The 23,390-nt window shown below is 63.6% G+C and carries 22 protein-coding genes and 1 pseudogene; 9 read left to right on the top strand and 14 right to left on the bottom strand.

Annotated elements, in window-relative coordinates; all coding sequences use genetic code 11:
- Positions 1–5 precede the first annotated feature (5 nt).
- From QM672_RS04915 to QM672_RS04900, 4 genes and pseudogenes are all read right to left on the bottom strand, one after another.
- Positions 6–1,442, bottom strand: coding sequence for an NAD-dependent succinate-semialdehyde dehydrogenase (locus QM672_RS04915; protein WP_415081150.1), 1,437 nt, complete (start codon positions 1,440–1,442; stop codon positions 6–8).
- Positions 1,443–1,444: 2 nt separating this feature from the next.
- Positions 1,445–2,452, bottom strand: a complete 1,008-nt coding sequence (gene iolG, locus QM672_RS04910) for an inositol 2-dehydrogenase (protein ID WP_415080990.1) — start codon at positions 2,450–2,452, stop codon at positions 1,445–1,447.
- Between the two features lie 211 nt (positions 2,453–2,663).
- A pseudogene (locus tag QM672_RS04905) lies at positions 2,664–3,422 on the bottom strand (carboxymuconolactone decarboxylase family protein); the annotation flags it as partial.
- A 150-nt stretch (positions 3,423–3,572) separates the two neighbouring features.
- Positions 3,573–4,562 (bottom strand): aldo/keto reductase, encoded by a 990-nt coding sequence (locus QM672_RS04900; protein WP_367624742.1) that lies wholly within the window; start codon positions 4,560–4,562, stop codon positions 3,573–3,575.
- A gap of 177 nt (positions 4,563–4,739) precedes the next feature.
- Between QM672_RS04900 and QM672_RS04895 the strand changes: the two genes are divergently transcribed.
- Positions 4,740–5,669, top strand: a complete 930-nt coding sequence (locus QM672_RS04895; protein ID WP_415080987.1) for a LysR family transcriptional regulator — start codon at positions 4,740–4,742, stop codon at positions 5,667–5,669.
- A 128-nt stretch (positions 5,670–5,797) separates the two neighbouring features.
- Here the strand turns inward: QM672_RS04895 and QM672_RS04890 are convergent, their stop codons facing one another.
- From QM672_RS04890 to QM672_RS04880, 3 genes are read right to left on the bottom strand one after another with little or no spacing between them, the layout of a single operon-like run.
- Positions 5,798–6,151: a hypothetical protein gene (locus QM672_RS04890; RefSeq protein WP_415080985.1), complete on the bottom strand. Its 354-nt coding sequence runs from the start codon at positions 6,149–6,151 to the stop codon at positions 5,798–5,800.
- Positions 6,152–6,160: 9 nt separating this feature from the next.
- A complete protein-coding gene (locus tag QM672_RS04885; RefSeq protein WP_415080983.1) occupies positions 6,161–6,940 on the bottom strand; it encodes an ATP-binding cassette domain-containing protein in 780 nt (259 codons plus the stop codon).
- A gap of 2 nt (positions 6,941–6,942) precedes the next feature.
- Positions 6,943–8,040, bottom strand: a complete 1,098-nt coding sequence (locus tag QM672_RS04880) for an ABC transporter permease (RefSeq protein WP_415081148.1) — start codon at positions 8,038–8,040, stop codon at positions 6,943–6,945.
- 345 nt (positions 8,041–8,385) lie between these two features.
- Here QM672_RS04880 and QM672_RS04875 point away from each other — a divergent pair, with 345 nt between their 5' ends.
- Positions 8,386–9,396, top strand: a complete 1,011-nt coding sequence (locus QM672_RS04875) for a LacI family DNA-binding transcriptional regulator (RefSeq protein ID WP_415080981.1) — start codon at positions 8,386–8,388, stop codon at positions 9,394–9,396.
- A gap of 98 nt (positions 9,397–9,494) precedes the next feature.
- On the opposite strand, the gene QM672_RS04870 is transcribed toward QM672_RS04875, so the two are convergent.
- The 5 genes from QM672_RS04870 to QM672_RS04850 form a co-directional block, all read right to left on the bottom strand.
- Complete coding sequence (locus QM672_RS04870) at positions 9,495–10,430, bottom strand: sugar ABC transporter substrate-binding protein (RefSeq protein ID WP_311936956.1); 936 nt, start codon at positions 10,428–10,430, stop codon at positions 9,495–9,497.
- 236 nt (positions 10,431–10,666) lie between these two features.
- Complete coding sequence (locus tag QM672_RS04865) at positions 10,667–10,978, bottom strand: MocE family 2Fe-2S type ferredoxin (protein ID WP_415080979.1); 312 nt, start codon at positions 10,976–10,978, stop codon at positions 10,667–10,669.
- 2 nt (positions 10,979–10,980) lie between these two features.
- The gene (locus QM672_RS04860) at positions 10,981–12,024 is read right to left on the bottom strand and encodes a sterol desaturase family protein (RefSeq protein WP_415080977.1); all 1,044 of its coding nucleotides are present in this window, start codon (positions 12,022–12,024) and stop codon (positions 10,981–10,983) included.
- Positions 12,025–12,036: 12 nt separating this feature from the next.
- Complete coding sequence (locus QM672_RS04855; RefSeq protein ID WP_311936964.1) at positions 12,037–12,783, bottom strand: 3-methyl-2-oxobutanoate hydroxymethyltransferase; 747 nt, start codon at positions 12,781–12,783, stop codon at positions 12,037–12,039.
- Between the two features lie 187 nt (positions 12,784–12,970).
- Positions 12,971–14,218 (bottom strand): NAD(P)/FAD-dependent oxidoreductase, encoded by a 1,248-nt coding sequence (locus QM672_RS04850; protein ID WP_415080975.1) that lies wholly within the window; start codon positions 14,216–14,218, stop codon positions 12,971–12,973.
- Between the two features lie 391 nt (positions 14,219–14,609).
- Here QM672_RS04850 and QM672_RS04845 point away from each other — a divergent pair, with 391 nt between their 5' ends.
- Positions 14,610–15,203, top strand: coding sequence for a Urease operon accessory protein (locus QM672_RS04845; protein ID WP_415080973.1), 594 nt, complete (start codon positions 14,610–14,612; stop codon positions 15,201–15,203).
- A 72-nt stretch (positions 15,204–15,275) separates the two neighbouring features.
- On the opposite strand, the gene QM672_RS04840 is transcribed toward QM672_RS04845, so the two are convergent.
- Entirely contained in the window at positions 15,276–16,196 is a 921-nt protein-coding gene (locus QM672_RS04840; protein WP_415080971.1) for a LysR family transcriptional regulator, read from the bottom strand.
- 88 nt (positions 16,197–16,284) lie between these two features.
- On the opposite strand from QM672_RS04840, the gene QM672_RS04835 reads away from it, so the two are divergent.
- The 6 genes from QM672_RS04835 to QM672_RS04810 all read left to right on the top strand — a co-directional run bounded on the left by QM672_RS04835 (position 16,285) and on the right by QM672_RS04810 (position 21,395).
- A complete protein-coding gene (locus tag QM672_RS04835; RefSeq protein ID WP_394311525.1) occupies positions 16,285–17,268 on the top strand; it encodes a TIGR03571 family LLM class oxidoreductase in 984 nt (327 codons plus the stop codon).
- An 18-nt stretch (positions 17,269–17,286) separates the two neighbouring features.
- The gene (locus QM672_RS04830; RefSeq protein ID WP_367624751.1) at positions 17,287–18,111 is read left to right on the top strand and encodes an aldo/keto reductase; all 825 of its coding nucleotides are present in this window, start codon (positions 17,287–17,289) and stop codon (positions 18,109–18,111) included.
- Between the two features lie 12 nt (positions 18,112–18,123).
- Positions 18,124–19,323: an MFS transporter gene (locus tag QM672_RS04825; protein ID WP_415081146.1), complete on the top strand. Its 1,200-nt coding sequence runs from the start codon at positions 18,124–18,126 to the stop codon at positions 19,321–19,323.
- Positions 19,324–19,350: 27 nt separating this feature from the next.
- Complete coding sequence (locus QM672_RS04820; protein WP_394311527.1) at positions 19,351–19,677, top strand: MoaF-related domain-containing protein; 327 nt, start codon at positions 19,351–19,353, stop codon at positions 19,675–19,677.
- Between the two features lie 62 nt (positions 19,678–19,739).
- Positions 19,740–20,171, top strand: coding sequence for a DNA-binding protein (locus tag QM672_RS04815; RefSeq protein ID WP_311936983.1), 432 nt, complete (start codon positions 19,740–19,742; stop codon positions 20,169–20,171).
- A gap of 270 nt (positions 20,172–20,441) precedes the next feature.
- Entirely contained in the window at positions 20,442–21,395 is a 954-nt protein-coding gene (locus QM672_RS04810; RefSeq protein WP_415080967.1) for a sugar-binding transcriptional regulator, read from the top strand.
- Positions 21,396–21,603: 208 nt separating this feature from the next.
- Here QM672_RS04810 and dhaL read toward each other — a convergent pair whose 3' ends face one another.
- Positions 21,604–23,370 carry a dihydroxyacetone kinase subunit DhaL gene (dhaL, locus tag QM672_RS04805; RefSeq protein ID WP_415080965.1) on the bottom strand — a complete coding sequence of 589 codons (1,767 nt, stop codon included), beginning with the start codon at positions 23,368–23,370 and terminating at the stop codon, positions 21,604–21,606.
- Between the last annotated feature and the right edge of the window lie 20 nt (positions 23,371–23,390).

Genomic DNA, 23,390 nt, shown 5'->3' with positions numbered 1-23,390 from the left:
CCTCCTCAAAATACGATCTGGGCCAGCTTGGTATCGAGATAATCGGCAATGCCCTCGGTGCCCCCCTCGCGGCCCATGCCCGAATACCGGGTGCCGCCAAAAGGGGCCTCGGCGGCGGCCAGGGCGAAGCTGTTGATACCGACCATGCCCGCCTTCAGCTCGGCGACGGTCCGCCTGGCGCGCGCAGGGCTGCGCGTGAAGGCATAGGCGGACAATCCCATGTCGCTGGCATTGGCCCGCGCAATAACCTCGTCATCGGTGGCAAACGAGGCTATGGCGGCGATCGGCCCGAAATTCTCCTCGGCGAACACGCGCATGCCGTCCTCGACCTCGGTAAGCACCGTCGGCTCGAAGAAAAAGCCGGCGTTGAAGGAAGGAGGCGCGCGCCCGCCGCAAACCAGCCTGGCGCCGGCCTTCTCGGCCTCGGCGACGATGGCCTCGATCTCGCCACGACGCCTTGCATTGATGAGCGGCCCCATCTGCGTCTCGCCGTCGAGACCGTCGCCGAGCCTGAGGGCACTCGCCCTGGCCACGAAGCCCCGCACAAAGGCATCATGCAGGCTTTCATGGACGAAGAAGCGATCGGGAGTCACGCAGACCTGGCCAGCATTGGCGTATTTGGTCGGCACCGAGGTGTTGAGGGCCAGTTCGAGGTCGGCATCCTCATAGATGATCAGGGGTGCGTTGCCGCCGAGCTCCATCGAGACCTTCTTCACCGTTTCGGCGGCATCCCTGATCATCTGCTGCCCGACGCGCGTCGAGCCCGTCAGCGAGACCTTGCGCACCGCCGAGGAGGCCATGATCGGACCATAGGTCGTGGCGGTCGGGCCGACGACGAGGCTCACCACGCCGGCGGGGATACCCGCCGCCCGGGTGCAGTCGACCATGAGCATGGCCGTCCCCGGCGTCTGGCTGGAAGGCCTGACGATGATCGAACAGCCAGCGGCAAGTGCCGGTGCGGCCTTGCGCGCGACCAGGGCCGCCGGGAAGTTCCAGGCCGTGAAGGCGGCAGCGATGCCGACAGGCTCGTGCAGAACCTCGAAGCGTCCACCAGGGACCCGACTCTCGATGATGCGGCCATAGATGCGGCGCGCCTCTTCGGCGTACCAGCGGAACTGGTCGGTGGCGAGGCCCCATTCACGCTCGGCCTGCCCAAGGGGCTTTCCGGTTTCGCTCGAGATCATGCGAACGGCATCGTCCTTGCGGCGGCGCATCTCATCGGCGATCCGATGCAGGGCATCTGCGCGCTCGAATGCCGTCTTCGATCGCCACAGCGCAAAACCCTTGGCGGCGCTGTCCAGGGCCTCTTCCGTATCGGCGAGGGTCGCCAGCGGGACTTCACCCAGCGCGCGCTCGTGCACGGGGCTGATGACTGGAGAGCTGCCCTTGTCGGAGGCCTGGCGCCATTGGCCGTCGATGAAAAGGCCGAAATCCTGATACATGCTCACCCGACCTCGCCGGCGTTTACCGGCCGTCCTTCGCGGATCGACCGGCCGGCCGCTTCGGCCAGGACCAGGGCCGCACGGCCATCGGCAAAGCCGACCTCCGGCGTCGTGCCGTTTTCGACCGCGTCGACGAAGGCGCCGATCTCGGCGTTGAAGGCCTCCGCATAGCGTTCGATGAAGAAATTGAGGTAAGGCGCCCCGCGGGATGTGAACTCCGCGGCAAAACGCACGCAGTCATGCGTCCTGCGGTTTTCCGAGATGGCCATGCCCCTGTTGCCGAACACCTCGACGCGTTGGTCGTAGCCATAGGCAGCCTGCCTGGAATTCAAGATCACGCACTGCTTCCCCGACGGCGTGGTCAGAACCACCGAGACGGTATCCCAGTCCTCGCAGCGGGCCATCAGAGCCGGATTGACCAGCCGGCTTCCGACCGCGCTCACCGTTTGCGGTTCCTCGCCCAGCAGGAAGCGGGCCATGTCGAAATCGTGGATCGTCATGTCGCGGAAAATACCGCCCGACACCTCCATATAGGCGGCCGGCGCCATTCCCGGGTCGCGGGAGGTGATGACGATCTGGTGTACGTCACCGATATCGCCATTCGCGATGGCAGCCTTGGTCGCCCTGTGCGTGGGGTCGAAACGCCTGACGAAGCCGAGCATGATGGGCAGGGACGTCTTGCCGATCGTGCTGGCACAGCGATCGACCCTTTCCAGGCTCAGGTCGATCGGCTTCTCGCACAACACCGGCTTGCCGGCCGCCACGGCCTTTTCGATATAGTCGGCATGCGTGCTGGTGGAACTGGCGATGAGCACGGCGTCGACTTCCCTGGAGGCGAAGACCTCCTCATCGGTCGCGAAGACGGGCGTCGCCTCTCGGGCTCCGACCTCGGCGGCAGCTTCTCTCGAAACGTCGAAGACACCGGCGAGCCGGGTCCGGGGATGAGCCCCGATGTTGGCAGCATGCATCCGTCCGATACGCCCGCATCCCAATACGGCAATCCTGAGCACGGAAATCCTCCCTGATTTTTTGCAATGATCATTGCAAAAAATACAGATTGTCAACAAGCAATGCGGATTATTTTTGCGGCACGCCCGTGTCGGCGGCGATATCAAGGGAGGCAGGGCAGATATCGCAGGCCTGCGGCCTCGATGAGATCCGGCATCCCGCCTGTCCGGCAAAATGCGGCAGGCCCTTCCCTGCCGCTCAGCGCTGCTCTTTCCGGCGGGAAGCAAACACCTTTTCCAGCACGGGAATGGCTGACATGGCGCGAGGCCAGCCAGCGTAGAAACCGAGATGCGCAGGTATCTCGGCGGTTTCCGCCTGTGTCAGGCCATTGTCCATGGCGCGATTGGCGTGGAAGGGAAGCTGTTCGGGTTGCCCGATGGCGATGAGCGCGGCAATGGTGACGAGGCTGCGATCGCGCGGCGATAGATCGGGCCGCCGCCACAGATCGCCGAACAGGACGCGGTTGGTCAACTCAGCCAAGATTGGAGACGTCGGTCCCACCGCGCTGTTCACCGTGCCGACACGAGCCGCTTCCGCCGCTGCATCGAGCTCAATCCGTGCGGCGTGGCTGTTGGCGACAGCGCCGATCCCGCGCGCGTCGAAAACCTTCTTTGCCTCGCCGACGGCCGATATCGCATTCGGCCAGCCGGAATAGAAGGCGAGCTGGGTGATGAGTTCGCCGATCTCCTCCGGCTTCACGCCATTGTCCAGCGCGCGAGCGACATGGCTGCCGATCTGCGCCGCCTTCCCAGTCGAAACCAGGGCCGCGACCGTAATCAGGCTACGATCACGCGGGGGCAGTTCGCCACGTTTCCAGACCTCGCCGAACAACACGTCGTCCGTGAAATGACCAAGGCCTGGGGCGACCTCGTAAACGGCTGCAGGTGCAACACGCTCACGACGAGGTTCCTGGGCCTCGGCACCGGTCGCGGCCAGCGTTGAAATTGCGATGGATGCGGCGATCTTCTTCATGGAAGGACCTCGTTGTTATCCAATGCGGAGTACCGGCTACGCCGACCTCGACGCCCGCCCTGGCGGGTGGAGCGCGGTCTTGTTCCCAAGGCCGCTCGCAGCGCCCGTGATGACGACGACCGTTCTCCGCTCGATTGTGCAGGGTGCCCCTCAAAGACCCGTCGTCTTGAGAAGCTGCTCGGGATAGCGCTCGCCTTCGATCCGGATTGCGGCTGCGGCAGCCTGGATTTCGGAAAGGTCTGCCGCCGTCAGATCGACATCGACAGCACCGAGATTCTCTTCGAGACGATTGAGCTTGGTGGTACCGGGGATCGGCACGATCCAGGGCCTTTGTGCCAGCAGCCACGAAAGCGCAACCTGCGCGGGCGTGGCGTTCTTGTCGGCTGCGATCCGTTTCAGAAGATCCACCAAAGCTTGGTTCTTTGCCATCGCATCGGGCGTGAAGCGCGGCAAAATACTGCGAAAATCGCCATCAGCGAGCTTGGTGTCCTTATCCATCGCTCCCGTCAGGAAGCCCTTGCCGAGCGGGCTATAGGGCACGAGGCCAATCCCCAACTCCTGGCAGATCTCCAGGATGCCGTTCGTTTCGACGCCCCGCGTCCAGAGGGAATATTCGTTCTGCAAGGCGCTCACAGGCTGAACCGCATGGGCGCGACGAGCCGTCTGCGCACCCGGTTCCGACAGTCCGAAGTGCTTCACCTTGCCGGCTGCGATCAGTTCCTTCACCGCGCCCGCCACGTCTTCGATCGGCACGCCCGGATCGACCCGATGCTGGTAGAAGAGGTCGATCTGTTCGACGCCAAGTCGCTTGAGGGATGCATCGGCGACCGCCTTGATGTGGTCGGGCCTGCTGTTCAGCCCCGACTGCTTGCCATCGACGATGTTGAAGCCGAACTTCGTGGCGATCACGACCTGGTCGCGAACCGCACGCAGCGCTTCGCCGACCATTTCCTCGTTTGTGAATGGTCCGTAAACCTCCGCCGTGTCGAAGAAGGTGACGCCGCGATCCACCGCCTGGCGGATCAAGGTGATGCCCTCCTGCTTGCCGAGCTTGTGGGCGTAGCCGAAATCCAACCCCATGCAGCCATAGCCGAGAGCCGAAACCTCAAGGCCGCTTTTGCCAAGCATCCGCTTTTGCATGTCTTTTCTCCTTTTCGAAAGGGAACGCGCCATTGGCCCGCGCTCGGCCGCCGCGATGGCAAGAGCCCGCTCGGCGCCAGCAGGTGGAAGCACGTTCCCGTTTCTCCAAGAATAGGACTGGTGCATTGCCTCCGTTAGATGCAAAATTGTGCATAGGTCTATATCGGATTTTCATGAATGCATCGCAGCGAATACGGCGATCTTGCCGCTTTCCTGACCGTCGCCGAGGAAGGCAGTTTCACTCGCGCGGCTGCACAATTGGGCACGTCCCAGTCTGCGCTGAGCCATACCGTTCGGCGCTTGGAGGAACGGCTGGGGCTGCGCCTCCTCAGTCGAACCACCCGGAATATTTCGATGACCGAGGCCGGGGCCAAGCTATATGCCGCATTGGCTCCCGCCTTCGACGATATTCGCGGCAGCTTGGCCGCCTTGGACGAATTGCGTGAGAAGCCGGCCGGCACGATCCGCATCACCTCGAGTCGAAGTGCCTCCGATGCCATCCTGATGCCTGCGGCGCGCAAGCTGATGGCGGATTACCCCGACCTCAACATCGAGATTTCAATCGACCAAAGGCTGACGGACATTGTCGGGGACGGTTTCGATGCCGGCATCCGCCTGGGCGAGCAGGTCGAGAAGGACATGATTGCCGTGCGGATCTCGCCGGACTTGCGGATGGCGGTCGTGGGGTCGCCGGGTTATTTTGAGGTGCACCCCAAACCCAAAACACCCCATGACCTGACCGGCCACAACTGCATCAACCTGCGCTTGCCCACCAAAGGCGGGCTCTATGCCTGGGAATTCGAAAAGAATGGCAGGCCGCTCAATGTCAGGGTGGAGGGGCAATTCACCTGTAACGACGTTCTGTTGATCATCAACGCAGCATCGAATGGGCTTGGGCTTGCCTGCCTGCCGGATGACATGGTGAAAGACCCCATCTGTGCCGGACAGCTTATCCGGGTCCTCGAAGACTGGTGTCCTCCCTTTCCCGGCTATCACCTTTATTATCCGAGCCGGCGGCAACACTCGGCTGCTTTTACCCTTTTTATCGAAGCGCTGCGCTGGCGAGGCCCGAGAGACTTTCCCCTGGCAGCAGAAACACGGGCCTAGACGGCGGAGGTCGAGCGGTCTGAGCAGCGGCAACGAAGCGGGCACGCCATCACCGGCACCCAAACTCGACCCAAGTACCTGTTTACGCATTCTCCTGCCGGCCATCGATGTCGACGGACGGAGACTGATCAGGAACGTTCGACAAAACATCGGCGTCGAAGACGGAGATGGAAGCGGATCTCCTGCTTGAAGACGTCGCGGAAATCCGCAAAGCAGCGGAATCCGAACAGTTTCACCAAGCGGCTGACGGCCGAGGTCGGGATGCCGCAAGCCTTTGCCATGTCGCACGCCGACCCCAAGGCGACCTGAAGGCGATTGTCGAGGGCATAGTCCATGGCCGTTTGCGCCCAGGGTTTCAACCCGACGCGCATCTCCGCAAACCGCTGGCACAGTTCGGCAAGGTCTCTTGGATGCTCAGGTCGTTCCATGTCCTGCCCCGCGAATTGGCTATTTGCTTGCGATCGAGGGAAGCGCAGCGACATCGATCCCGCTCAGACGCGGCCCCGCAGGGAGCTCTCGAGCTCGACGAGTTCCTGCCCCCCGGCCATCAGGTTCTGCAATTCGTCGTGGCTGACCTCGCCGCGAAGGGCGGTACCCAAGGTCTTGCCGTGATTGAGCACCGTAAAGCGGTCGCCGATCGCCAGGGCATGGCGGACGTTATGGGTGATGAACACCACGCCCACCCCCTTGGACCGCACCCTGTCGATGGTCGCCAGGACGTTCGCGGTCTGCCTTACGCCCAATGCGGAGGTGGGCTCGTCCAGGATCAGGACACGGGCACCGAAATAGACCGCCCTGGCGATTGCAACCGATTGCCGTTCGCCTCCCGAGAGCGTCCCGACCGCCTGCCCCGGCTCGCGCAGACGAATGCCCATCCGCGTCATTTCCTCCATGGTGACGCGATTGGCCGTCTCGAAATCATAGAAGCGAAACGGGCCGAACCTCTTCCTGGGTTCCCGGCCCAGGAAGAAATTGCGGGTCACGGACATCAGGGGGATCATCGCCAGGTCCTGGAAAACGGTGGCAATGCCCCCATCGATGGCATCGCGGGCACCGGCGAAGGCAACGGACTTGCCGTCGAGCAGGATCTCTCCCTTTGTCGGCCTGTGCACGCCGGACATCGTCTTGATCAGTGTCGATTTGCCTGCGCCATTGTCGCCGAGCAGGCAATGCACCTCGCCTTCCTTGATGGCGATGCTGACACCGGCCAGCGCGATCACCATACCGAAATGCTTCTCGATGTTCTTCAGCTCGAGGATCGTGTTCGCCATATTCAGCGCTCCCCGGTGATGATGCGGCGGATATAGGTGTTGAGGACGACCGCCACCAACAGGATGAGCCCCAGGAAAACCCGGAACAGGGAGCTTTCGACGCCCGCAAAGAAAAGCCCCTGCTGAACGACGCCGAAGATGATGGCGCCCAGGGCCGCACCGGCCACGGTGCCGTAGCCACCTGTCAGCAGCGTGCCGCCGATCACTGCGGCGATGATGGCCTCGAATTCCTTGAGAAGCCCGCGATCGGCCGCCGCGGACCCGAATTCGAGCACCTGGCAGGCCGCCAGAACCGTGGCGCAGAAGGCCGTGAGCATGAACATGCAGATCTTCACGCGCCCGACGGGAACACCGACATTGCGCGCGGCATTGGCATCACCGCCGGCGGCAAAGATCCAGCTTCCGAACACGGTGCGGGTGAGAACGACATGGGCGACGATGGCCAGGCCAAGCGCCCAGACCATCAGCATCGGGATGCCGTCAACGATCGGTTGGCCGGCCTTGGGGCCTGCCTTGAAGGTGCCGATCGCGCCATGCTCGGCCAGCCAAACAAACAGGCCTTGCAAGATCTTGCCTCCGAAGACCGGCGCCAGCCAGTCGCCGGCGGATGCGGCCTTGAGCCCGCCGATGATGGTCGAGCCGTTGGTCAGGATCGGGATGTAGGTCGTCAGGCCGCGCAGGATGAAAAGTGCTGCCAGGGTGACGATGAAGGAGGGCAGTCCCGTGCGCAGGATCAGGAAGCCGTTGAGCGCCCCGATCGCCAGCGAAACGGCGAAGGCCGCGAGAATTGCCAGCCACATCGGAAAGCCGAACGAGGTCGACAGCAAGGCGATCACGATGCCAGAGAAGCCGATCATCGAGCCGACGGAAAGATCGAACTCGCCCGCAATCATCAAGAGACAAGCGCCGACGGCAATGATCATGAACTGAGCCGAGACCGTGCCCCAATTCATCACCCCTTCCAGGGAGAACATTCCGGAGGCAGGCGCGAGAATCAGAAAGAACAAGAACACGGCGATCGTGCCGCAGATCGCTCCGAGTTCGGGCCTGATCAAGGCCCTGCGAAATGGCGAGACGCGACGCAGTCGGGCATCGGCCATGAGCGGCGTGGCCCCCTTGGGGTCGTTCATTCCTTCCTCCCTGATCCGTCAGGCGGACGAGCCGTCTGAACCTTCGAAAGTTCAGCCTTGTAATTTTTGCCGGTCGGAACGGCGTTCGGCTGTAATCAGTCGAGTTTGCTTTGGAGCTGTACGGAACGTCAGCCCGAAACATCTTCCAGGATCCTCGCATCCCACCATGGATGCCCGGTTCGCTGCAGTTTGCCTGCTGAGATCTTCCTGTCCGGGCATGGGATCATGGTAGGGAGAGGCCCCTTCCCAGGCGACAACAATTATGATCATATTTGATCAAGAGACACGGAACAGCCCGTCAATCCGGGAGCTGCGATGAAAAAGGCGACGTTGGCGGACATTGCGCGCGAAGCCGGGGTCGGAACCGCGACGGTCGAGCGCGTCCTGAACTCGCGCGGCAATGTCACGCCTGCCACCATTGAAAAAGTCGTGCAGGCCATGCGCCAGCTCGGCAGCACCCGGGCCCTCCCGCAGAAATATAGCGGTGTCCTGCGTGTCGAGGTCCTGATGGTGCGTCGCGAAACGCCCTTCTTCACGCGGTTGAACGAAGCTTTCATCCGCATCTCGGAGTCGCTCGATCCGAGCATCCTGCTACACCGCACCTTCGTGGACGAGAACGCCCCTGCCAGCGTGGCCCAGCGGATCGCCGAGCCCGGCTTTCGCCGGGTCGGGCTGATCATCGTCGCTCCCGACCATCCCGAGGTCAGGGCCAGGCTCGCCCAGGAGCGCGAAAAGGGCGTCGCCATCGTCCAGATCGTGTCCCGGATCGACGGCTCCCACGATGCCTTCGTCGGCATCGACAATTATGCGGCGGGCCGGACGGCCGCCATGCTGATGGCGAGAATGCTGAGAGGCGCGTCCGGGCATTTGGCCGCGCTTTGCCACAGCGGCGTCTACGAAGTGCACCGGGAGCGCATCCGCGGTTTCTCGGACTACCTTGCCGAGCATGCGGGAGATGGCCTGCTGTTCTCGCAGACGCTGTTCGGGCTCGACCAGGACCAGCGATCGGCCGAGGTTCTCGATACGGCGTTGAAGCGCGATCCTGGGATCATCGGCCTCTACAATGCGGGCGGCGCCAATGCCGGCGTGGCCTCCGTCCTGGAACGGCGCAAATCCGGCCAACCCCTGATGTGGGTCGGCCATGAGCTGACGGATGAATCCCGGCTTTGGCTGCGATCGGGCTTGATGGATATCGTCCTGGATCAGGCCCCGGAGACGCAGGCCCGGCGCGCCATCGATACGGTCCTGAGGAAGATCGGCTTCATCACGGTCGAGGTCAGCTCCGAACCCGTGCGCTTCTATACGATCACTGCCGAGAACCTTTAGCGCCAGGCGTGGAGCGAGGTCGAAATCAAACGGGGGCATCACGCGCCCCCGCTCTTTGCGCGATGGTTTGTCAGCGATGGCTTGTCAGCGATGGCTTGTCAGCGATACTTGCCGGCCAGCGCCAGGACCTGGTCGATATTGGCCTTGGTGATCAGGCCGGGGCCCGAGGCGACGTCGTTCGCCTGCAGCACGCCATAGCGCGCATAGTTGGTCAGCACGGTGACCGCATCATAGCCCTGCAGGAAGGGTTGCTGGTCGATGGCGACCTTGACCGTGCCATCCTTCATGGCCGCGACGATGTCCTTGCTGAGATCGAAGCTTGCGAAGAAATACTTGTCGCCGGCGCCCTGGTCCTTCACCCATTTGATCATCGGATCGGCACTGGTCGGGCCGAGTGTCAGGATGGCCTGGGTGTCGGGATGTGCCTTGAGGAAGGCCGCCGAACGATTGACGACATCGTTGGGATCGGTGCCGGAATCGATCTCCTGGTCGCCCAGCGGCACGCCGAGCCCGTCTGCGAAGCCCTTGCAGCGCTGGTGCGAGACCGGGTGCTGGTAGAAATGGTTCACGCACAGGAAGCTCTTGACCTGCGCGGCCTTGGCCTGCTCGCCGGCAGCCTTGCCCGCGTCATATTCGGCCTGGCCGATATAGCGCAGCGCACCGATCTTCTTGGCGATCTCGGCCGAGCCGGAATTCACGATCACCACGGGAATGCCGGCCGCAACGGCATTGGAAAGCGGATCGTTGACGATATTCTCGTCGGGAACCGTGGCGATGATGGCCGTCGGCTTCGATGCCGCCGCCTGATCGATCAGCCGCCCCATTTCGGAGAGATCGCCGCCGGTCGGATTGCGAAACTCGATCTTCACACCGAGCTGATCCGCGGCCAGCTGGGCCGAGTTCCGGATGACGTTGAAGAACGAATCCGATTCCGACCAGTGGCCGACGAACACGATCCGTTCCGCGGCAAAACCGGATGCGGTCGACATCAACAGCGCGCAAGCGCCGAGAGTGGCCTTGAGCCATGCCTTCATTGAACCCTCCCTTGGATCAGCCGGCTCGCCTTGTGTTCCGTGTGGAGCCGCGCTCTGTTGTTCAGTTTAGAGGGGCTCCAAGGCTGCTCAACGCATGATTTGATCAAATTTGATCTTGCCCGGATGACTGCCGGAGGTTCCGACGGCGGGCAAGGGACGGCGCCATTGAAAAGGGCCGGTCACGCAAGGTGCCGGCCCGTCATCGTTCGACGGAAAGGTGCGAGGCGCTGCCGACCCTACAGGCACACCCTCACATCGGTGCCATCCGTCTCGGCCCGGTATGTCTTGAGATTGACGCAGGGCGGCATGCGCAACGCCTCGCCGGTTCGATAGTCGAAGGCGCCCGAATGCTTCGGACATTCGATCTCGTAGTCCATGACCAGGCCATCGGCCAGATGAATGGCCTCATGGGTGCAGAGCCCGTCGGTGCAGAAGACCTCGTCACTGGGCGAGCGATAGATCGCGTAGGTCCTGCCGCCATGGTCGAAGCGAATGACACCCTCGGTTTCGATGTCGGCCAGCTTGCAGGCGGTGATCCAGTCGGCCATCTCTATGCTCCCGCCCGGTCGGTTTCATCGGATTTCTTGGCCTCGGCCTTCGCATTGAGGCGGGCCTTCTTCTTTTCGTAGCGGACCTGCATCTGCTTCTCCCCCTCCTTGCTGCCGTCGTGGAACGTGCCGAACCACTTGTCGAAGGGGATCAGCCCGTCGCCATAGTTCACCTCGAAATATTTGTGGTGGAGGTAGTGGATATAGGCGTGGCTATCGACGGCGGTGTCCTCGCCCAGTTCCACCTTGTCGAAGCCGACATGGCCGGGAATGGCACCAAATCCGGCGAAATGCAGCTGGTAGAGCGCCATGATCGGGTTGGATGGGATGATCAGGTGCCAGAACATGGTGCCGAGATAGAAGAACTGCTCGACGGGATGCATCGAGAGGGACGACCACGGCGAGGGATTCACCGAATTGTGGTGGACGGAGTGCACCCATTTGTAGAGCGGTCCCCAATGGATCGCCCGATGCAGCAGGAAGAAATGGGTCTCGTGAATGATCGGCACCAGGAGCGCGAGCACGAACAGATAGACCGGGTTCTGCGCGAAGGCGAGCCACGGCACCCAGCCATTGGCGAAGGCCATGAGCACGAACACCTCGATGCCCGTCCAGATCGGCAGCCCGGTTCCGAAGGTGCGCAGCATGTTGTCGACATTCTGGCGCTCGAAGAAGAAGGCTTTCGAACGCTGCTCGGCCGGAAATTTCCCGTTATATTTGAAGCGGTTGCCCTGCGAACGCAGAATATAGAGCTTCAGTTCGAAGGCGCCGAAGAACAGGAAGACGGCGATGGCGTTGGCGGCGAAGAGCTTCAACACCCAGCCCCAGGCCAAGGCCTTCATCACCTCGGGCTCCGGCAGGACAAAATACCACCAGGCAACGGCCGAGAGCGCGAACAGGACGTTGTAGGGAAGAAAATAGTGCGGAAGCCACTTCAGGAACTTCAGCGGCTGCGGCGGGAATGTGAAGACGGGCGCCGTTGAGGCCGGCTCGTTCGGAGCCCAGTCGCCGCGCTTGTTGCGCGCGCCATAGGAAAGGTCGTCCATGACGGCCTCCTTTCAGAGCTTGTTGGAAAGGGTCAGGAAACGTTCGAAGGCGTCGTCGTCCATGTCGACCTGGTGCACGGCCTGCGGATAGGCGCCATTCTCGACATCAGCTGCGAAGGCCTGGAACGCGGTCACGCGCTTTTGCTGCAGTTCCGCCTCGAGGACAGCGAAATCGGCATATTTCTTGGCGTGACGGGGGTAATGCCCTCTATTCGTCCCCAGCACATCGGATGAAAACAGATATTGCGTGTCGCAGGCCGATCCGCATCCCATGCCCATCGTGATCATCGGGGTCGAGCGCGTGATGAAGTCGGCGAGGCGCACGGGGACCACTTCGACCTCGATGAAAGCCGCTCCTGCATTCTCGATATCCTTGACGGCGCGCATCACCTGGACCGCCTCTTCGGCCTTCTTTCCGATGGCGCGAAAATTCGTCCAGGTCGCTCGATTTGGCACGAGGCCGACATGGCCGGTGACCGGGATGCCTTCGCGCGCCATGGCTTCGATGAAAAACGGAGAATGCGAACAATAGACGGCATCGGCGCCACGGCGAAGGATCTCGAAGCCGAGCCGGATGGCTTCCTGGGGCGACGAGACAGAGCCATGCGGCATCCCTGCCGACAGGAAGGCTCCGGGCGCGGCCTTGCGCAGGGCTTCGAGCTGATGATCGGGCTCGCAGGAGAGGATCACGATGCCAGCGGCCTGCGCGGCGGCAGCCTCGGCCGGGGTATCGACATGCAGCTGGAGCCACTTTCGCAAGCCTTTCTGGCTCCGCAGATCATAAACCGACGGCCGACGGTCCATCGCCTTTTCTCCCTTTTTCTTGCATCGATGATAGCCGGCGTGCCAGAGTCCGTCGCCGGATTACTTGATCAGAATTGATCAAGCGCTGGCGACCTGCCCGCTCGCAAGTCACCGCCTCGGCCCGGCAGGCTGACCGGTGTGTTCACGCCGCAAGCAAGCTCTTGAGATTGACGTTCGGTGCCGACAAGGCGGCCGCCGAGGGCCTGGTACGCCTGGCGATCAACATCTCCGCCAGGCGGATATCGCGGGCCACCGCATTGCCAGGCCCGATGCCGCTCGCTGCGACCAGGCGGCCCGTGCCATCCAGATGAAACTGCAGAACGGCATGCGGTCCGAGGTCTCGCCGCACAATCGAGCATCCCTGATCGACCAATCCGGCAACCTGGAGGCTGAGATCGTATTGATCCGACCAGAACCAGGGCACGGCGGAAATCATGTCATTGGCGCCGAGCATGTTGCGGGCCGCCAGCGCGCCGTGATCCTGCGCGTTGCGCCAGGATTCCAGTCTCACCCGCCTGTTGTCGTAGACCGGCAGGGGGAACGAACAGCAATCGCCGGCGGCGAAGATCGACGGGTCGCTGGTGCGAAGCTGGGCATCGACGGCTATCCCGTTTTCGATCGCCAGCCCGGCTGCTTCGGCAAGCGCCGTCGACGGCACCGCGCCGACACCGGCCACCACGAGATCGGCGGCGATTTCCTGTCCATTCGCCAAATGCAGCACGGCCTGCCCTCCCCTGTCCTGCAAGGACAGGATGGGGATCCCGCACACCAGTTCGACGCCGGACGCCAGATGGCGTGCCTCCACCATACGAGCAATCTCTTCGGGCACGCCCCGGCTCAGGATGTGTTGCTGGACCTCGATCAGCGTTACGCCCGCGCCGCGCTGGATTGCACTGGCTGCAACCTCCAGCCCGATGAAACCGCCGCCGATGATGGCGATCCTGGCGCCAGGACGAAAATGGCTGCGCAGGCGCGCCACGTCCTCGAAACGACGCAATGTTACGCAGTGGCGATCGTCGCCGTCCCCGGGAAGGATTATGCGCCGCGCACTCGCACCTGTAGCGAGCAGGAGCCTGTGATAGGCAAGCGTCCGGCCATCGGACAGATGCACCCGCTTTGCCACGCGGTCGATGCCGTGCACCTTGATACCGGTCAGGCATGTGATTGCAGAAGCCTCGAAGCGTGCGACGGTGGCGATGGTCTTCGGACCGGGCGCATCCTCAGTGGTCAGCGCGTCCTTGGACAAGGGCGGCCGTTCATAGGGAAGATGCATCTCCTCGCCGATGAGTGTCACCGAGCCCGCAAAGCCAAGCTCGCGCAATGCAAAGGCAGCCCTGCTCCCGGCCTCGCCCGCACCGATTATGACCATATGCTCGCTCATGGTTTCCATTCCGTCTTCACCGGCGACGCAATGGCGTCTCCGTTCCGTCGCGAAATGTGCGAGAAAATTCATCGGATTGAACGAGGAGTCTTGATCAGATTTGATCACAGCCGGTCGTCAGCGCTCCGTCGTCCGGGCTGCCGGCACGCCAGCGCATTGCAGCAGCAAAGGAGGTTTCGCATCCAGGCAGCCAGGCTGGACCGACGTGGCCAAGGCCGAAATCCACTTGGCGACAGCCCCGATCGTCTCGCAGATGGCCCATCGTGCCAAACGGCAACCCGCTGTTCCATAGGTCCATGCCCATGCTAAAAGCTCCCTCAAATGCGTAATTTCGGGAAGCTGTGAATTTGCATTGTCGTGTTCCCGACCGTTGGACTCTCCAGTCTCGATTGGCTGCTGCATGATCCTGCTGGTTGGCAACGGTCCCATCTCTCCTGACGCAGTGTCCCTTGCCGATCAGGCCAGCTTCGTTGTCCGCTTCAACGACTGCCGGTCCTATGCCGACCTGCCGGGCCCTACGCATGCCGTGGCCATCTGCAACACGGGTCGGCCTGGCTATGCGATGGCGACCTCCACCAAGTGGCGATCTCATTCGGCGATCCGCGAAGCCGGCGAACTATGGTGCGTACGCAACCCAGCCAAGTTTCTGGACCTGAGGGCGGCCATCATCGATATGTGGCCCGACCTCACCGATTTTTGCGATGATCACACGTCGAGATTCGCCACCTATTGCGCTGTCGTCGGCAAGGACTTTCTGGTTTTCGATCGCAAGCTCCACGACGAAGTCGATCGTAACCTCGCTGATCTTGCGGCTCCGCCCTATGTGGTACCAAGCAGCGGAATGCTGGCGCTCCACTATGTTCTCCAGCGTTTCGCCCACCTTCCCATCATTCTCGTCGGCTTTACCCATCAGGGGTGGGAGTGGCACCCTTTTTCTGCCGAAAAGACCCTCGTGGATCGCTACATTCGGCTTGGTCGGGTAACGCGCCTTTAGCCCCCGCCGAGATGAAGCTTCATCCCGCGCCTGGCGATCAAGGGTATTTGCGCATCCCTAGCCGCCTCTTCGTCATGCCACGGCCGTCTGTCTGCCCATGATGAAAGCCGTCAGGCGAGGACAGACGAAATCGAGGAAGGCCCTGACGCGATAGGGCAGATGCGGGCCGCCCAGATAGAGGGCATGGATCTGTTCCTCGTCCCCCTCGACCGCCTCCGACAGCACCTCGACCAGGCGGCCCGCTGCGATATCGGCCCGGACATGGTATTCGCCGAGCCGCGCCAACCCGGCTCCCGCCACCGCCATCCGCCGGACGGTCTCGCCATTATTGGCAAGCAGAGGCCCGCCGACAACGCGATCGACGATGCGTCCCCCTTCCCTCAGCGGCCAGACCGGCGCGGCCCGCCGGAAATTGAAGCCGAGGCAATTGTGCCCGGCGAGGTCCTCCACGGTCCTTGGCTCCCCCCGGCGCTCGATATAGCGCGGAGCAGCGACGATCTTGCGCCTGGCCACGCCGATGCGGCGTGCGATCATGGCGGAATCCTGCAGCGCGCCCACCCGGAGGGCGACATCGGTACGGTCGAGATAGAGGTCGACGATCTCGTCGGAGAGGGAGACATCGACGACGATGTTGGGATGAGCCTCCCAGAACGCCGGCAGCAAGGGCTCCAGGCCCAGCACGCCGAAAGCGACCGAGGCGTTGACCCGGACGGTGCCGCCGGCACTGGCCGCGCCCTGGGACAGGCCGCGCTCGATCTCGTCCAGTTCCGCCAGCAAGGCGAGGCTCTTCTCATAGAAGATCTGGCCCTCGGCCGTCAGCGACAGCCGGCGCGTAGAGCGCTCGAGCAGGCGCACGCCCAGGCGCTCCTCGATACGACCGATCAGCTTGCTGACCGTGGAGGGCGTCATCAACAGCAACCGGGCCGCCTCGGAGAAGCTCCCGCTCTCCACCACGCGCAGGAAGACCTGCATTTCGCCGACGCGATTGTCCATGCGACGCCCAATCTGTGAACTGACTTCACAGATAATGTGGAAAGTGAGCCGATTATCAAGCCGGATCCAAACATATATCTAGCCATTCATGAAAAAGAATTCCGCATTGGAACTGATCCGCAAGCCGGATCACATGACCCTCGGCATCGAATTGCCGCTCGACAATGACTGGTCGCCCGCCGGCGAGGCCCGGCGAGCGGCGCAAGGGCGCCCGCGCGGCGTTCCCGATCTCAGCGCGCAGACCGATCTTGTCCGCAGGGCCGACGACCTCGGTTTCTCGGCGATCTGGATGCGCGACGTGCCTGTCTTCGACCAGGTGAACATGGGCGATGCCGGCTCGGTCTACGATGTCTTCACCCTGCTCGGTTTTCTCGCCGGCGTGACCCGCAGGGTGGCCCTCGGTACCGCCGCGGTCGTCCTGCCGATCCGCCATCCCCTGATGACGGCCAAGGCGGCGGCCTCGGTGGACGCCCTCTCCGGCGGCCGCCTGATCCTCGGCGTGGCCTCGGGCGACCGGCCGGTCGAATATCCACTGCTCGGCCTTGATTTCGAGGCCCGCGGCGAGGCCTTCCGGGAGGCGGTCACCTATCTGCGTGCGGCCTGGCAGCCCGGCGGCCTGCCGGTGAATGGCGAGCGTGCGCCGGCGCTGGACCTGCTGCCGAGGCCGGTGCAGCCGACGATTCCCCTGGTGGTGGCCGGCCAGGCCCGGCAGGACGACGCCTGGCTCGCCGCCCATATGGACGGTCGCTTCGTCTATCCGGGCAGCCTCGACAAGACCGCCCGGCAGGCGCGCGGCTGGACCGATGCGACGGCCGGGCACGGCGCTTTCATCAGCGCTTTCCACCTCGATCTGCTCGACCAGGCCGACGCACCGGCGACGCCGATCCGCTTCGGCGCCCGTGTCGGCCGCAAGGGCCTTGTCGCGCATTTCCGCGCTTTGGCGGCGGCGGGTGTCGATCACGTCGCCATCAATCTACGGCAGTCGGCCCGCCCGCCTGCCGAAGTCCTCGATGAACTCGCATCGGACGTCATGCCGATGCTGACCAGGAAACCCGCGGCGCTGGCCGCCTGACGATCCCAGGAGACGAAAATGCAGACCATCAGTGTCCATGGCGCTGTAATCCCCACCCTCGGTTTCGGCGTGTTCCGCATGTCGGATGCCGAAGTGGAGCGCGTCGTTCCCGCTGCCCTCGAAGCCGGCTTCCGCCATTTCGATACAGCCCAGATCTATCAGAACGAGGCCGCGCTCGGCCGCGCCCTCCAGGCCGCCGGCGCCCGGCGCGAGGAGCTGTTCCTGACCACCAAGGTCTGGGTCGACAACTACAGCCGGGCCAGGTTCGCGGCCTCGGTCGATGAAAGCCTCGACAGGCTGAAGGTCGACCAGGTCGACCTCCTGCTGCTGCATTGGCCGGGCGACAAGGTCGCCATCGCCGATCAGGTCGAAATGCTGAACGCCGTCCAGGCCGCCGGCAAGACCCGCTTCATCGGCGTGAGCAACCAGAATATCGCCCAGATGAAGGAGACGGTAGCACTGAGCCAGGCGCCCATCGTCACCAACCAGGTCGAGCTTCACCCCTATCTCGATCAACGCGCCCTCGCCGCGGCCGCCAAGTCCATGGGCCTGGTCGTCAGCGCCTATTACGGCATGGCCGACGGCGCTGTGCCCCGCGATCCGCTGCTCCAGCGCATCGGCGCGAAATACGGCAAGAGCGCCGCGCAGGTTGCGCTACGCTGGCTGGTCCAGCAGGGCTTCGTGGCACTGTCCAAGACCGCCAGGCCCGAGCGCGTAGCCGAGAATGTCGCGATCTTCGACTTCGTCCTGAGTGAGGACGACATGGCGGTGATCGGCGCGCTCGCCCGTCCGGATGGACGCCTCGTCAACCCTCCGGGTCTCGCCCCGGCCTGGGACGCCTGAGGAGGATCGATGATGAGCACGAACGGTGTCGCTTCCGGCGACGAGCTTCGGCAGGGGTTCAACTGGCCCCTGCTCGCCTTGGCCATCGGCGCCTTCGGCATCGGGACGACCGAATTCACGCCCATGGGCCTGCTGCCGGTCATCGCCGACGGCGTGGGTGTCACGATCCCGACGGCCGGCATGCTCGTCAGTGCCTATGCGATCGGCGTGATGCTGGGCGCCCCGATCATGACGCTCGCCTTCAGTCGTTTCGGCAAGCGCGCCGCCCTGATGCTGCTGATGGGCATTTTCACCGTCGGCAACATCCTGTCGGCGCTCGCGCCGGGATATGCCACCCTGCTGCTCGCGCGGCTGGTCACCAGCCTCAACCACGGCGCCTTCTTCGGTCTCGGCGCCGTGGTTGCCGCCAGTGTCGTGCCCAAGGAGAAGCAGGCCAGCGCGGTCGCGACCATGTTCATGGGCTTGACGATCGCCAATATCGGCGGCGTACCCGCAGCCACCTGGATCGGCCAGCAGATCGGTTGGCGCATGGCCTTCGCCGGTACGGCCGTGCTCGGCCTCCTCGCCATCGCCTCGCTGTGGCTGGCGCTGCCGAAGGGAGAGCCCGGCAAGGTGCCGAACGTCAAGCGCGAGCTCGGCGTCCTCATCCGCCCGGCCGTCCTGCTGGCAATGGCGACGACCGTGATGGGTGCCGGCGCCATGTTCACGCTCTACACCTATGTCGCTCCGGTGCTGGCGGACCTCACCGGCGCCTCGGACACCTTCGTCACGCTCGCGCTGGTGCTGATCGGCGTCGGCTTCACCCTCGGCAACGGCCTGGGAGGCCGCCTCGCCGACTGGTCTCTCGACGGCGCCACCAAGATCTTCCTCGCCGCCCTCGCGCTTATCATGGTGCTGTTGCCCTTGGTGTTGACGAGCCATGTCGGGGCGGCGATCGGGCTGCTCGCCTGGGGTGCTGCAACCTTCGCCATCGTCCCGCCGGTACAGATGCGGGTGATGCAGGCGGCGGCGGAAGCACCCGGCCTGGCCTCCTCGATCAATGTCGGCGCCTTCAATCTCGGCAATGCGGTCGGTGCGGCTGTCGGCGGCGGGGTCATCAGCCTTGGCTGGGGCTACGCGGCGGTTCCCGTGGCCGGCGGTGCGCTTGCCGCAGCCGGCCTGGCGCTGGTGTGGCTCGGCCGGACACGGACTGCCCTCGCCTGCCAGGCCTGAGCCAACGATCGCAAAGGTGAAACGAACATGAATCCTATCGCATTTCCTCTGGCCGGACAGCAGTTCGAGGTCGACTACGGCGACCTCGTCGCCACCAATGCCTATGCATCGGATGGCCCCTCACTCCGCTATGAGATCACCAAGGGACCGCTGACCGGCAACAAGGCGACTGTCGGCTTCGAATGGCGGCATCTGGCCGGACAGTCCTATGCCATCTCCTGGCAGGAGGCCGACGGCTCCACGGTCGTCCATATCGACGACTTCGAGGCCGGGCGCTCGCTCGCCTTTTTCACGACGCCGGATGGCACGTTCTTCCGCCTGGAAGGCAGCCTGCGGCCGCTCGCTGCATCATAAGGGTGGCAGGCCTGGTGCCGACGGCGCAACCAGGCCTGCAGCAACGGTCCAGGAGGCCTGGAATGCTCGAGCACAGGCGCTACATTCAAACGCCGGACGGCTATTTCATGGTCCTGCGGCAGGGCGACGACGTCTTCGCGCGGCTTGAAGCCCTGATGAAGGAGGAAGCGGTGCCGGCTGCCGGCTTTGTCGGCTTCGGATTTCTACGGCAAGCGACCTTCGGGTTCTTCGATTTCGACAACAAGGCCTATCGCCCGAAAACCATCGAGAATCTGGAGCTCGCCAACATGACCGGCACCCTGGCCTGGAAGGATGGCGAGCCCGCGATTCACGCCCACGGCGTGGCGGCGGACAGCACCTTCCAAACCTTCGGCGGCCACCTGCTTGCGCTCGAGGTCGGTCGTGGCTCGCTGGAGATCCATGTGTCGGTCTTTCCGACGCGACTGGAGCGGGCGCTCGATCCGTCGATCGGCGCGAATGTGCTGCAGCTCTGACGCAAAGATCGCGGATCCCGCACTCGCGGCCCGATCGGCGGTCTTTCCCCGGGACGCGGCGTTCCGCGCCGAACGCGTTGCGCAGGGCAGCATGAGCTGACGGAAAACGATGCGCCGAGCCGGGCGCAACTCTCGGCAGAAAGGGAGGAAAACCCTGTTTCGGCACCGGATCACCTGTGACAAGGTTTGCAACGGCTTACGCCGCACGGCTATACCGGATGCCCCATTCTACAGGATCACCCCGTGCCCAGCAGCGAGTTAGAAGATACCATGCCAGCCGGGGCGAATCTTGCCGAGGAACTCGAGCGCGCCCGCGTGGCCTGGCTCTATTTCGTGGGAGGCCAGACCCAGCAGGAAATCGCCGAGCGCATGAACATCACCCGGCTGAAGGTGAACAAGATCATCGGCCAGGTCCGGGATACAGGCAAGGTGCAGATCCGGGTCAGCTTGCCGCTGAGTGACTGCATCGATCTCGCGGAGAGGGTTTCGGCACGATACGGCCTGGTCGAGTCGGTCGTGGTGCCGGACGTGACGGACTATCTCGAGCAGAAGCGCGTCATCGGCGAGGCGGCCGGCATGCTCGCCAGTTCCCTGATCAATGGTCAGGACATGGGCGTGGGCATCGGTTCGGGCCGCACGCTCAGCTACGCCGTGCGCGCGTTGACGGCGAAGCTGCGACCGACCAGCTGGGTGGTCGGACTGACGGGCGGTGTCACCAGCGGTTCCTCGACGAATACCTTCGAGGTGGCGACGGCCTTCGCCCGCTCCCTCGGCGTGGAATGCCACTATTTGACGGCGCCGATCTATTGCGCCAATCCAGAAAGCCGCAACGCGGTGCTTCTGAACGAGGAGTTGACTGATGTCCTGGCGCGCACGGAAATTGCCGACATCGGCCTCGTTTCCTGCGGCCCGCTATCGCATGACACTTCGCTCACGCAGATCCGGGTCGTGAAGGATCATCTCGACGCCATTCTCAATCTGGGCGCCGTCGGCGAATTCATGGGGTGCTTCCTGGATTACCAGGGCCGCCCCGTCGACCACTTTCTCAACGAGTCGACCATCGCCCTGCCGCCTGACAAGCTCAAGATAAAGCCGATCTCGGTGCTGGTTTCGGGAGGCACCGACAAGATCCCGATTATCCGGGCGATCCTGCGGGCAGGATATGTCAACCGCCTCGTAACCAATGAATCGGTTGCCAGAGCCCTTCTGCAGGGGCCACGCTAGAGCATCGTGCCGAAAAGTGGATGCCGGTTTTCGGCAAAAGCGATGCGACAACGATAACCTACAGCATCGATGCTTGACCGACCAAGCATCGTCCTTGCGAGCGGGCCAAACATCGTGGCCGCCGGGGCAGGCCCGGCGGCGACAAATGTCCCGTTTCTTTCAACACCTCGGCCAAGCTGACCAGGACGTGCACGCCGCCTTGTCGGGCTCAGCCGACGGCGCGCTCGCGCGCTTCGGACATCGCCCTCAACATGACATAGGTCGAAGCCGCACCCGGATCGATATGCCCCATGGAGCGCTTCCCGAGTTTGGCGGCGCGGCCGCGCCGCGCCTCCATTGCCGCCGTAGCCTCCATGCCATCCTTGGCACCATCCCTTGCGGCAATCAGGATATCGAGTGTCGAGCCTTTTTCCTGCGCGCGCTCCAGAGCCGCGGAGACGGCCGGCACCCAGGCATCGATCATGGTCTTGTCACCGGGCTCGGCGCGTCCACGGTCGCGGATCCCCTGGCAGGCCGCGGAAAGCCAGGCCGCCAAGGCTTCGGAATCGAGATTGAGACGATTACCGACCGCCGTGCCTGCCCGCAGGAAAGCGGTCGCGTAAAGCGGCCCCGAAGAAGCGCCGACGGCATCGAGAAAGGCCTTGGCCATGCGCTTGCATATGCCCTCGATCGCCTCATTGTCCGGCCCATCGTCAAGAGCCTTCTGCACCGCCCGCCAGCCGACTTCCATGGTGACGCCGTGGTCACCGTCGCCAATGACCCCGTCGAGCTCGGAGAGCCAATCCTTCTCCGCGATGATCTGGTCGCCGACATTCTGCATCATGGCCCGGAACAGGGCGGGCGTGATGTCGCCATCGGCGATGAGTTCACGAGCGGCTTCCATTGTCGTCGAGCCACGATCGGGCGTCCGTTCCGGCTGGCGCCGCACCGTGCCCTTCTCCACGACCGGTTCCATTGCGCCGACGGTCAGGGCCAAAGTCCGGCAGGGATGGTCAAGCAGAGCCTGGAGTCTGTCATCGAGCTTCATCAGCGTCACCGAAGCGCCTGCCATTTCCAGCGACGTCGCGTATTCGCCCACCCAGGACGCGTGGATCTTCACATCGAGGGCATCGAGGCGCTGCTTGACGCGCCGGAACATCACATAGAGTTCGATTTGCGATGTGGCGCCGAGGCCATTGACCAGGACGCCGACCCGGTCGCCTTGCTTGAGTGCGAGCTCCCTGGCCAGATTGTCCATCAGTTCGTCGGTGACGACGTCGGCCGTCGCCAGTTTCTGGCGCCGAATGCCCGGCTCGCCATGCAAGCCCATGCCGATTTCCATGTCTTCGGCACCGATGGTGAAATTGGGCTTGGCTGTTTGCGGCAGGGAGCAGGGACTGAGCGCCACGCCCATGGAGCAAGTTGCTTCATTCGCCGCGCGGGCCAGCGCTTCCACCCGTGCGAGGGGCTCGCCGAGATCGGCGGCAGCGCCGGCGATCTTGAAAACGAAGAAATCGCCGGCAATGCCGCGACGCTCGTTCTTGCGTTCGGGCGGCGCGGAGGCAACGTCGTCTGCCACGGCGACCTGGCGCACATTCACGCCTTCTCCGGCCAGTTCCTCCGCCGCCATGGTGAAGTTCAGCACGTCGCCGGTATAGTTGCCATAGAGCAGCAGCACGCCGGCGCCTCCATCGGCGGCGTGCGCCGCTTCGACGATGTGCGCCGGGGACGGAGAAGCGAAGACATTGCCTACCGCAGCGGCATCCGCAAGGCCGCGCCCCACATAGCCCGCAAAGGCAGGCTCATGGCCGGATCCCCCGCCGATCACGATGCCGACCTTGCCGGCGCGCGGTCCGTCCACGGCGACGATGGCGCGGCCTGTTTGCCCTTCCACGCGCAGCAGGTCGGGATGTGCGCCCGTCATGCCCTCGATCATTTCCTGGATGATCTGTTCGGGCGCATTGATCAGCTTCTTGGTGGAGACTTGTTCGTTCATCGTTTCTTGTTCCGCGAATT

It is taken from the genome of Labrys sp. (in: a-proteobacteria) (assembly GCF_047605565.1).
Taxonomy (GTDB): domain Bacteria; phylum Pseudomonadota; class Alphaproteobacteria; order Rhizobiales; family Labraceae; genus Labrys; species Labrys neptuniae.
This window is presented reverse-complemented; position numbering and strand designations above follow the sequence as displayed.

Excerpts from the sequence above, each read along its gene's own strand:
- QM672_RS04915 (WP_415081150.1), bottom strand. The coding sequence starts at position 1,442 with ATGTATCAGGATTTCGGCCTTTTCATCGACGGCCAATGGCGCCAGGCC.
- QM672_RS04900 (WP_367624742.1), bottom strand. The coding sequence starts at position 4,562 with ATGCAAAAGCGGATGCTTGGCAAAAGCGGCCTTGAGGTTTCGGCTCTC.
- QM672_RS04895 (WP_415080987.1), top strand. The coding sequence starts at position 4,740 with ATGCATCGCAGCGAATACGGCGATCTTGCCGCTTTCCTGACCGTCGCC.
- QM672_RS04890 (WP_415080985.1), bottom strand. The coding sequence starts at position 6,151 with ATGTCGCTGCGCTTCCCTCGATCGCAAGCAAATAGCCAATTCGCGGGG.
- QM672_RS04885 (WP_415080983.1), bottom strand. The coding sequence starts at position 6,940 with ATGGCGAACACGATCCTCGAGCTGAAGAACATCGAGAAGCATTTCGGT.
- QM672_RS04880 (WP_415081148.1), bottom strand. The coding sequence starts at position 8,040 with ATGGCCGATGCCCGACTGCGTCGCGTCTCGCCATTTCGCAGGGCCTTG.
- QM672_RS04875 (WP_415080981.1), top strand. The coding sequence starts at position 8,386 with ATGAAAAAGGCGACGTTGGCGGACATTGCGCGCGAAGCCGGGGTCGGA.
- QM672_RS04870 (WP_311936956.1), bottom strand. The coding sequence starts at position 10,430 with ATGAAGGCATGGCTCAAGGCCACTCTCGGCGCTTGCGCGCTGTTGATG.
- QM672_RS04865 (WP_415080979.1), bottom strand. The coding sequence starts at position 10,978 with ATGGCCGACTGGATCACCGCCTGCAAGCTGGCCGACATCGAAACCGAG.
- QM672_RS04860 (WP_415080977.1), bottom strand. The coding sequence starts at position 12,024 with ATGGACGACCTTTCCTATGGCGCGCGCAACAAGCGCGGCGACTGGGCT.
- QM672_RS04850 (WP_415080975.1), bottom strand. The coding sequence starts at position 14,218 with ATGGAAACCATGAGCGAGCATATGGTCATAATCGGTGCGGGCGAGGCC.
- QM672_RS04845 (WP_415080973.1), top strand. The coding sequence starts at position 14,610 with ATGATCCTGCTGGTTGGCAACGGTCCCATCTCTCCTGACGCAGTGTCC.
- QM672_RS04840 (WP_415080971.1), bottom strand. The coding sequence starts at position 16,196 with ATGGACAATCGCGTCGGCGAAATGCAGGTCTTCCTGCGCGTGGTGGAG.
- QM672_RS04835 (WP_394311525.1), top strand. The coding sequence starts at position 16,285 with ATGAAAAAGAATTCCGCATTGGAACTGATCCGCAAGCCGGATCACATG.
- QM672_RS04830 (WP_367624751.1), top strand. The coding sequence starts at position 17,287 with ATGCAGACCATCAGTGTCCATGGCGCTGTAATCCCCACCCTCGGTTTC.
- QM672_RS04825 (WP_415081146.1), top strand. The coding sequence starts at position 18,124 with ATGAGCACGAACGGTGTCGCTTCCGGCGACGAGCTTCGGCAGGGGTTC.
- QM672_RS04820 (WP_394311527.1), top strand. The coding sequence starts at position 19,351 with ATGAATCCTATCGCATTTCCTCTGGCCGGACAGCAGTTCGAGGTCGAC.
- QM672_RS04815 (WP_311936983.1), top strand. The coding sequence starts at position 19,740 with ATGCTCGAGCACAGGCGCTACATTCAAACGCCGGACGGCTATTTCATG.
- QM672_RS04810 (WP_415080967.1), top strand. The coding sequence starts at position 20,442 with ATGCCAGCCGGGGCGAATCTTGCCGAGGAACTCGAGCGCGCCCGCGTG.
- dhaL (WP_415080965.1), bottom strand. The coding sequence starts at position 23,370 with ATGAACGAACAAGTCTCCACCAAGAAGCTGATCAATGCGCCCGAACAG.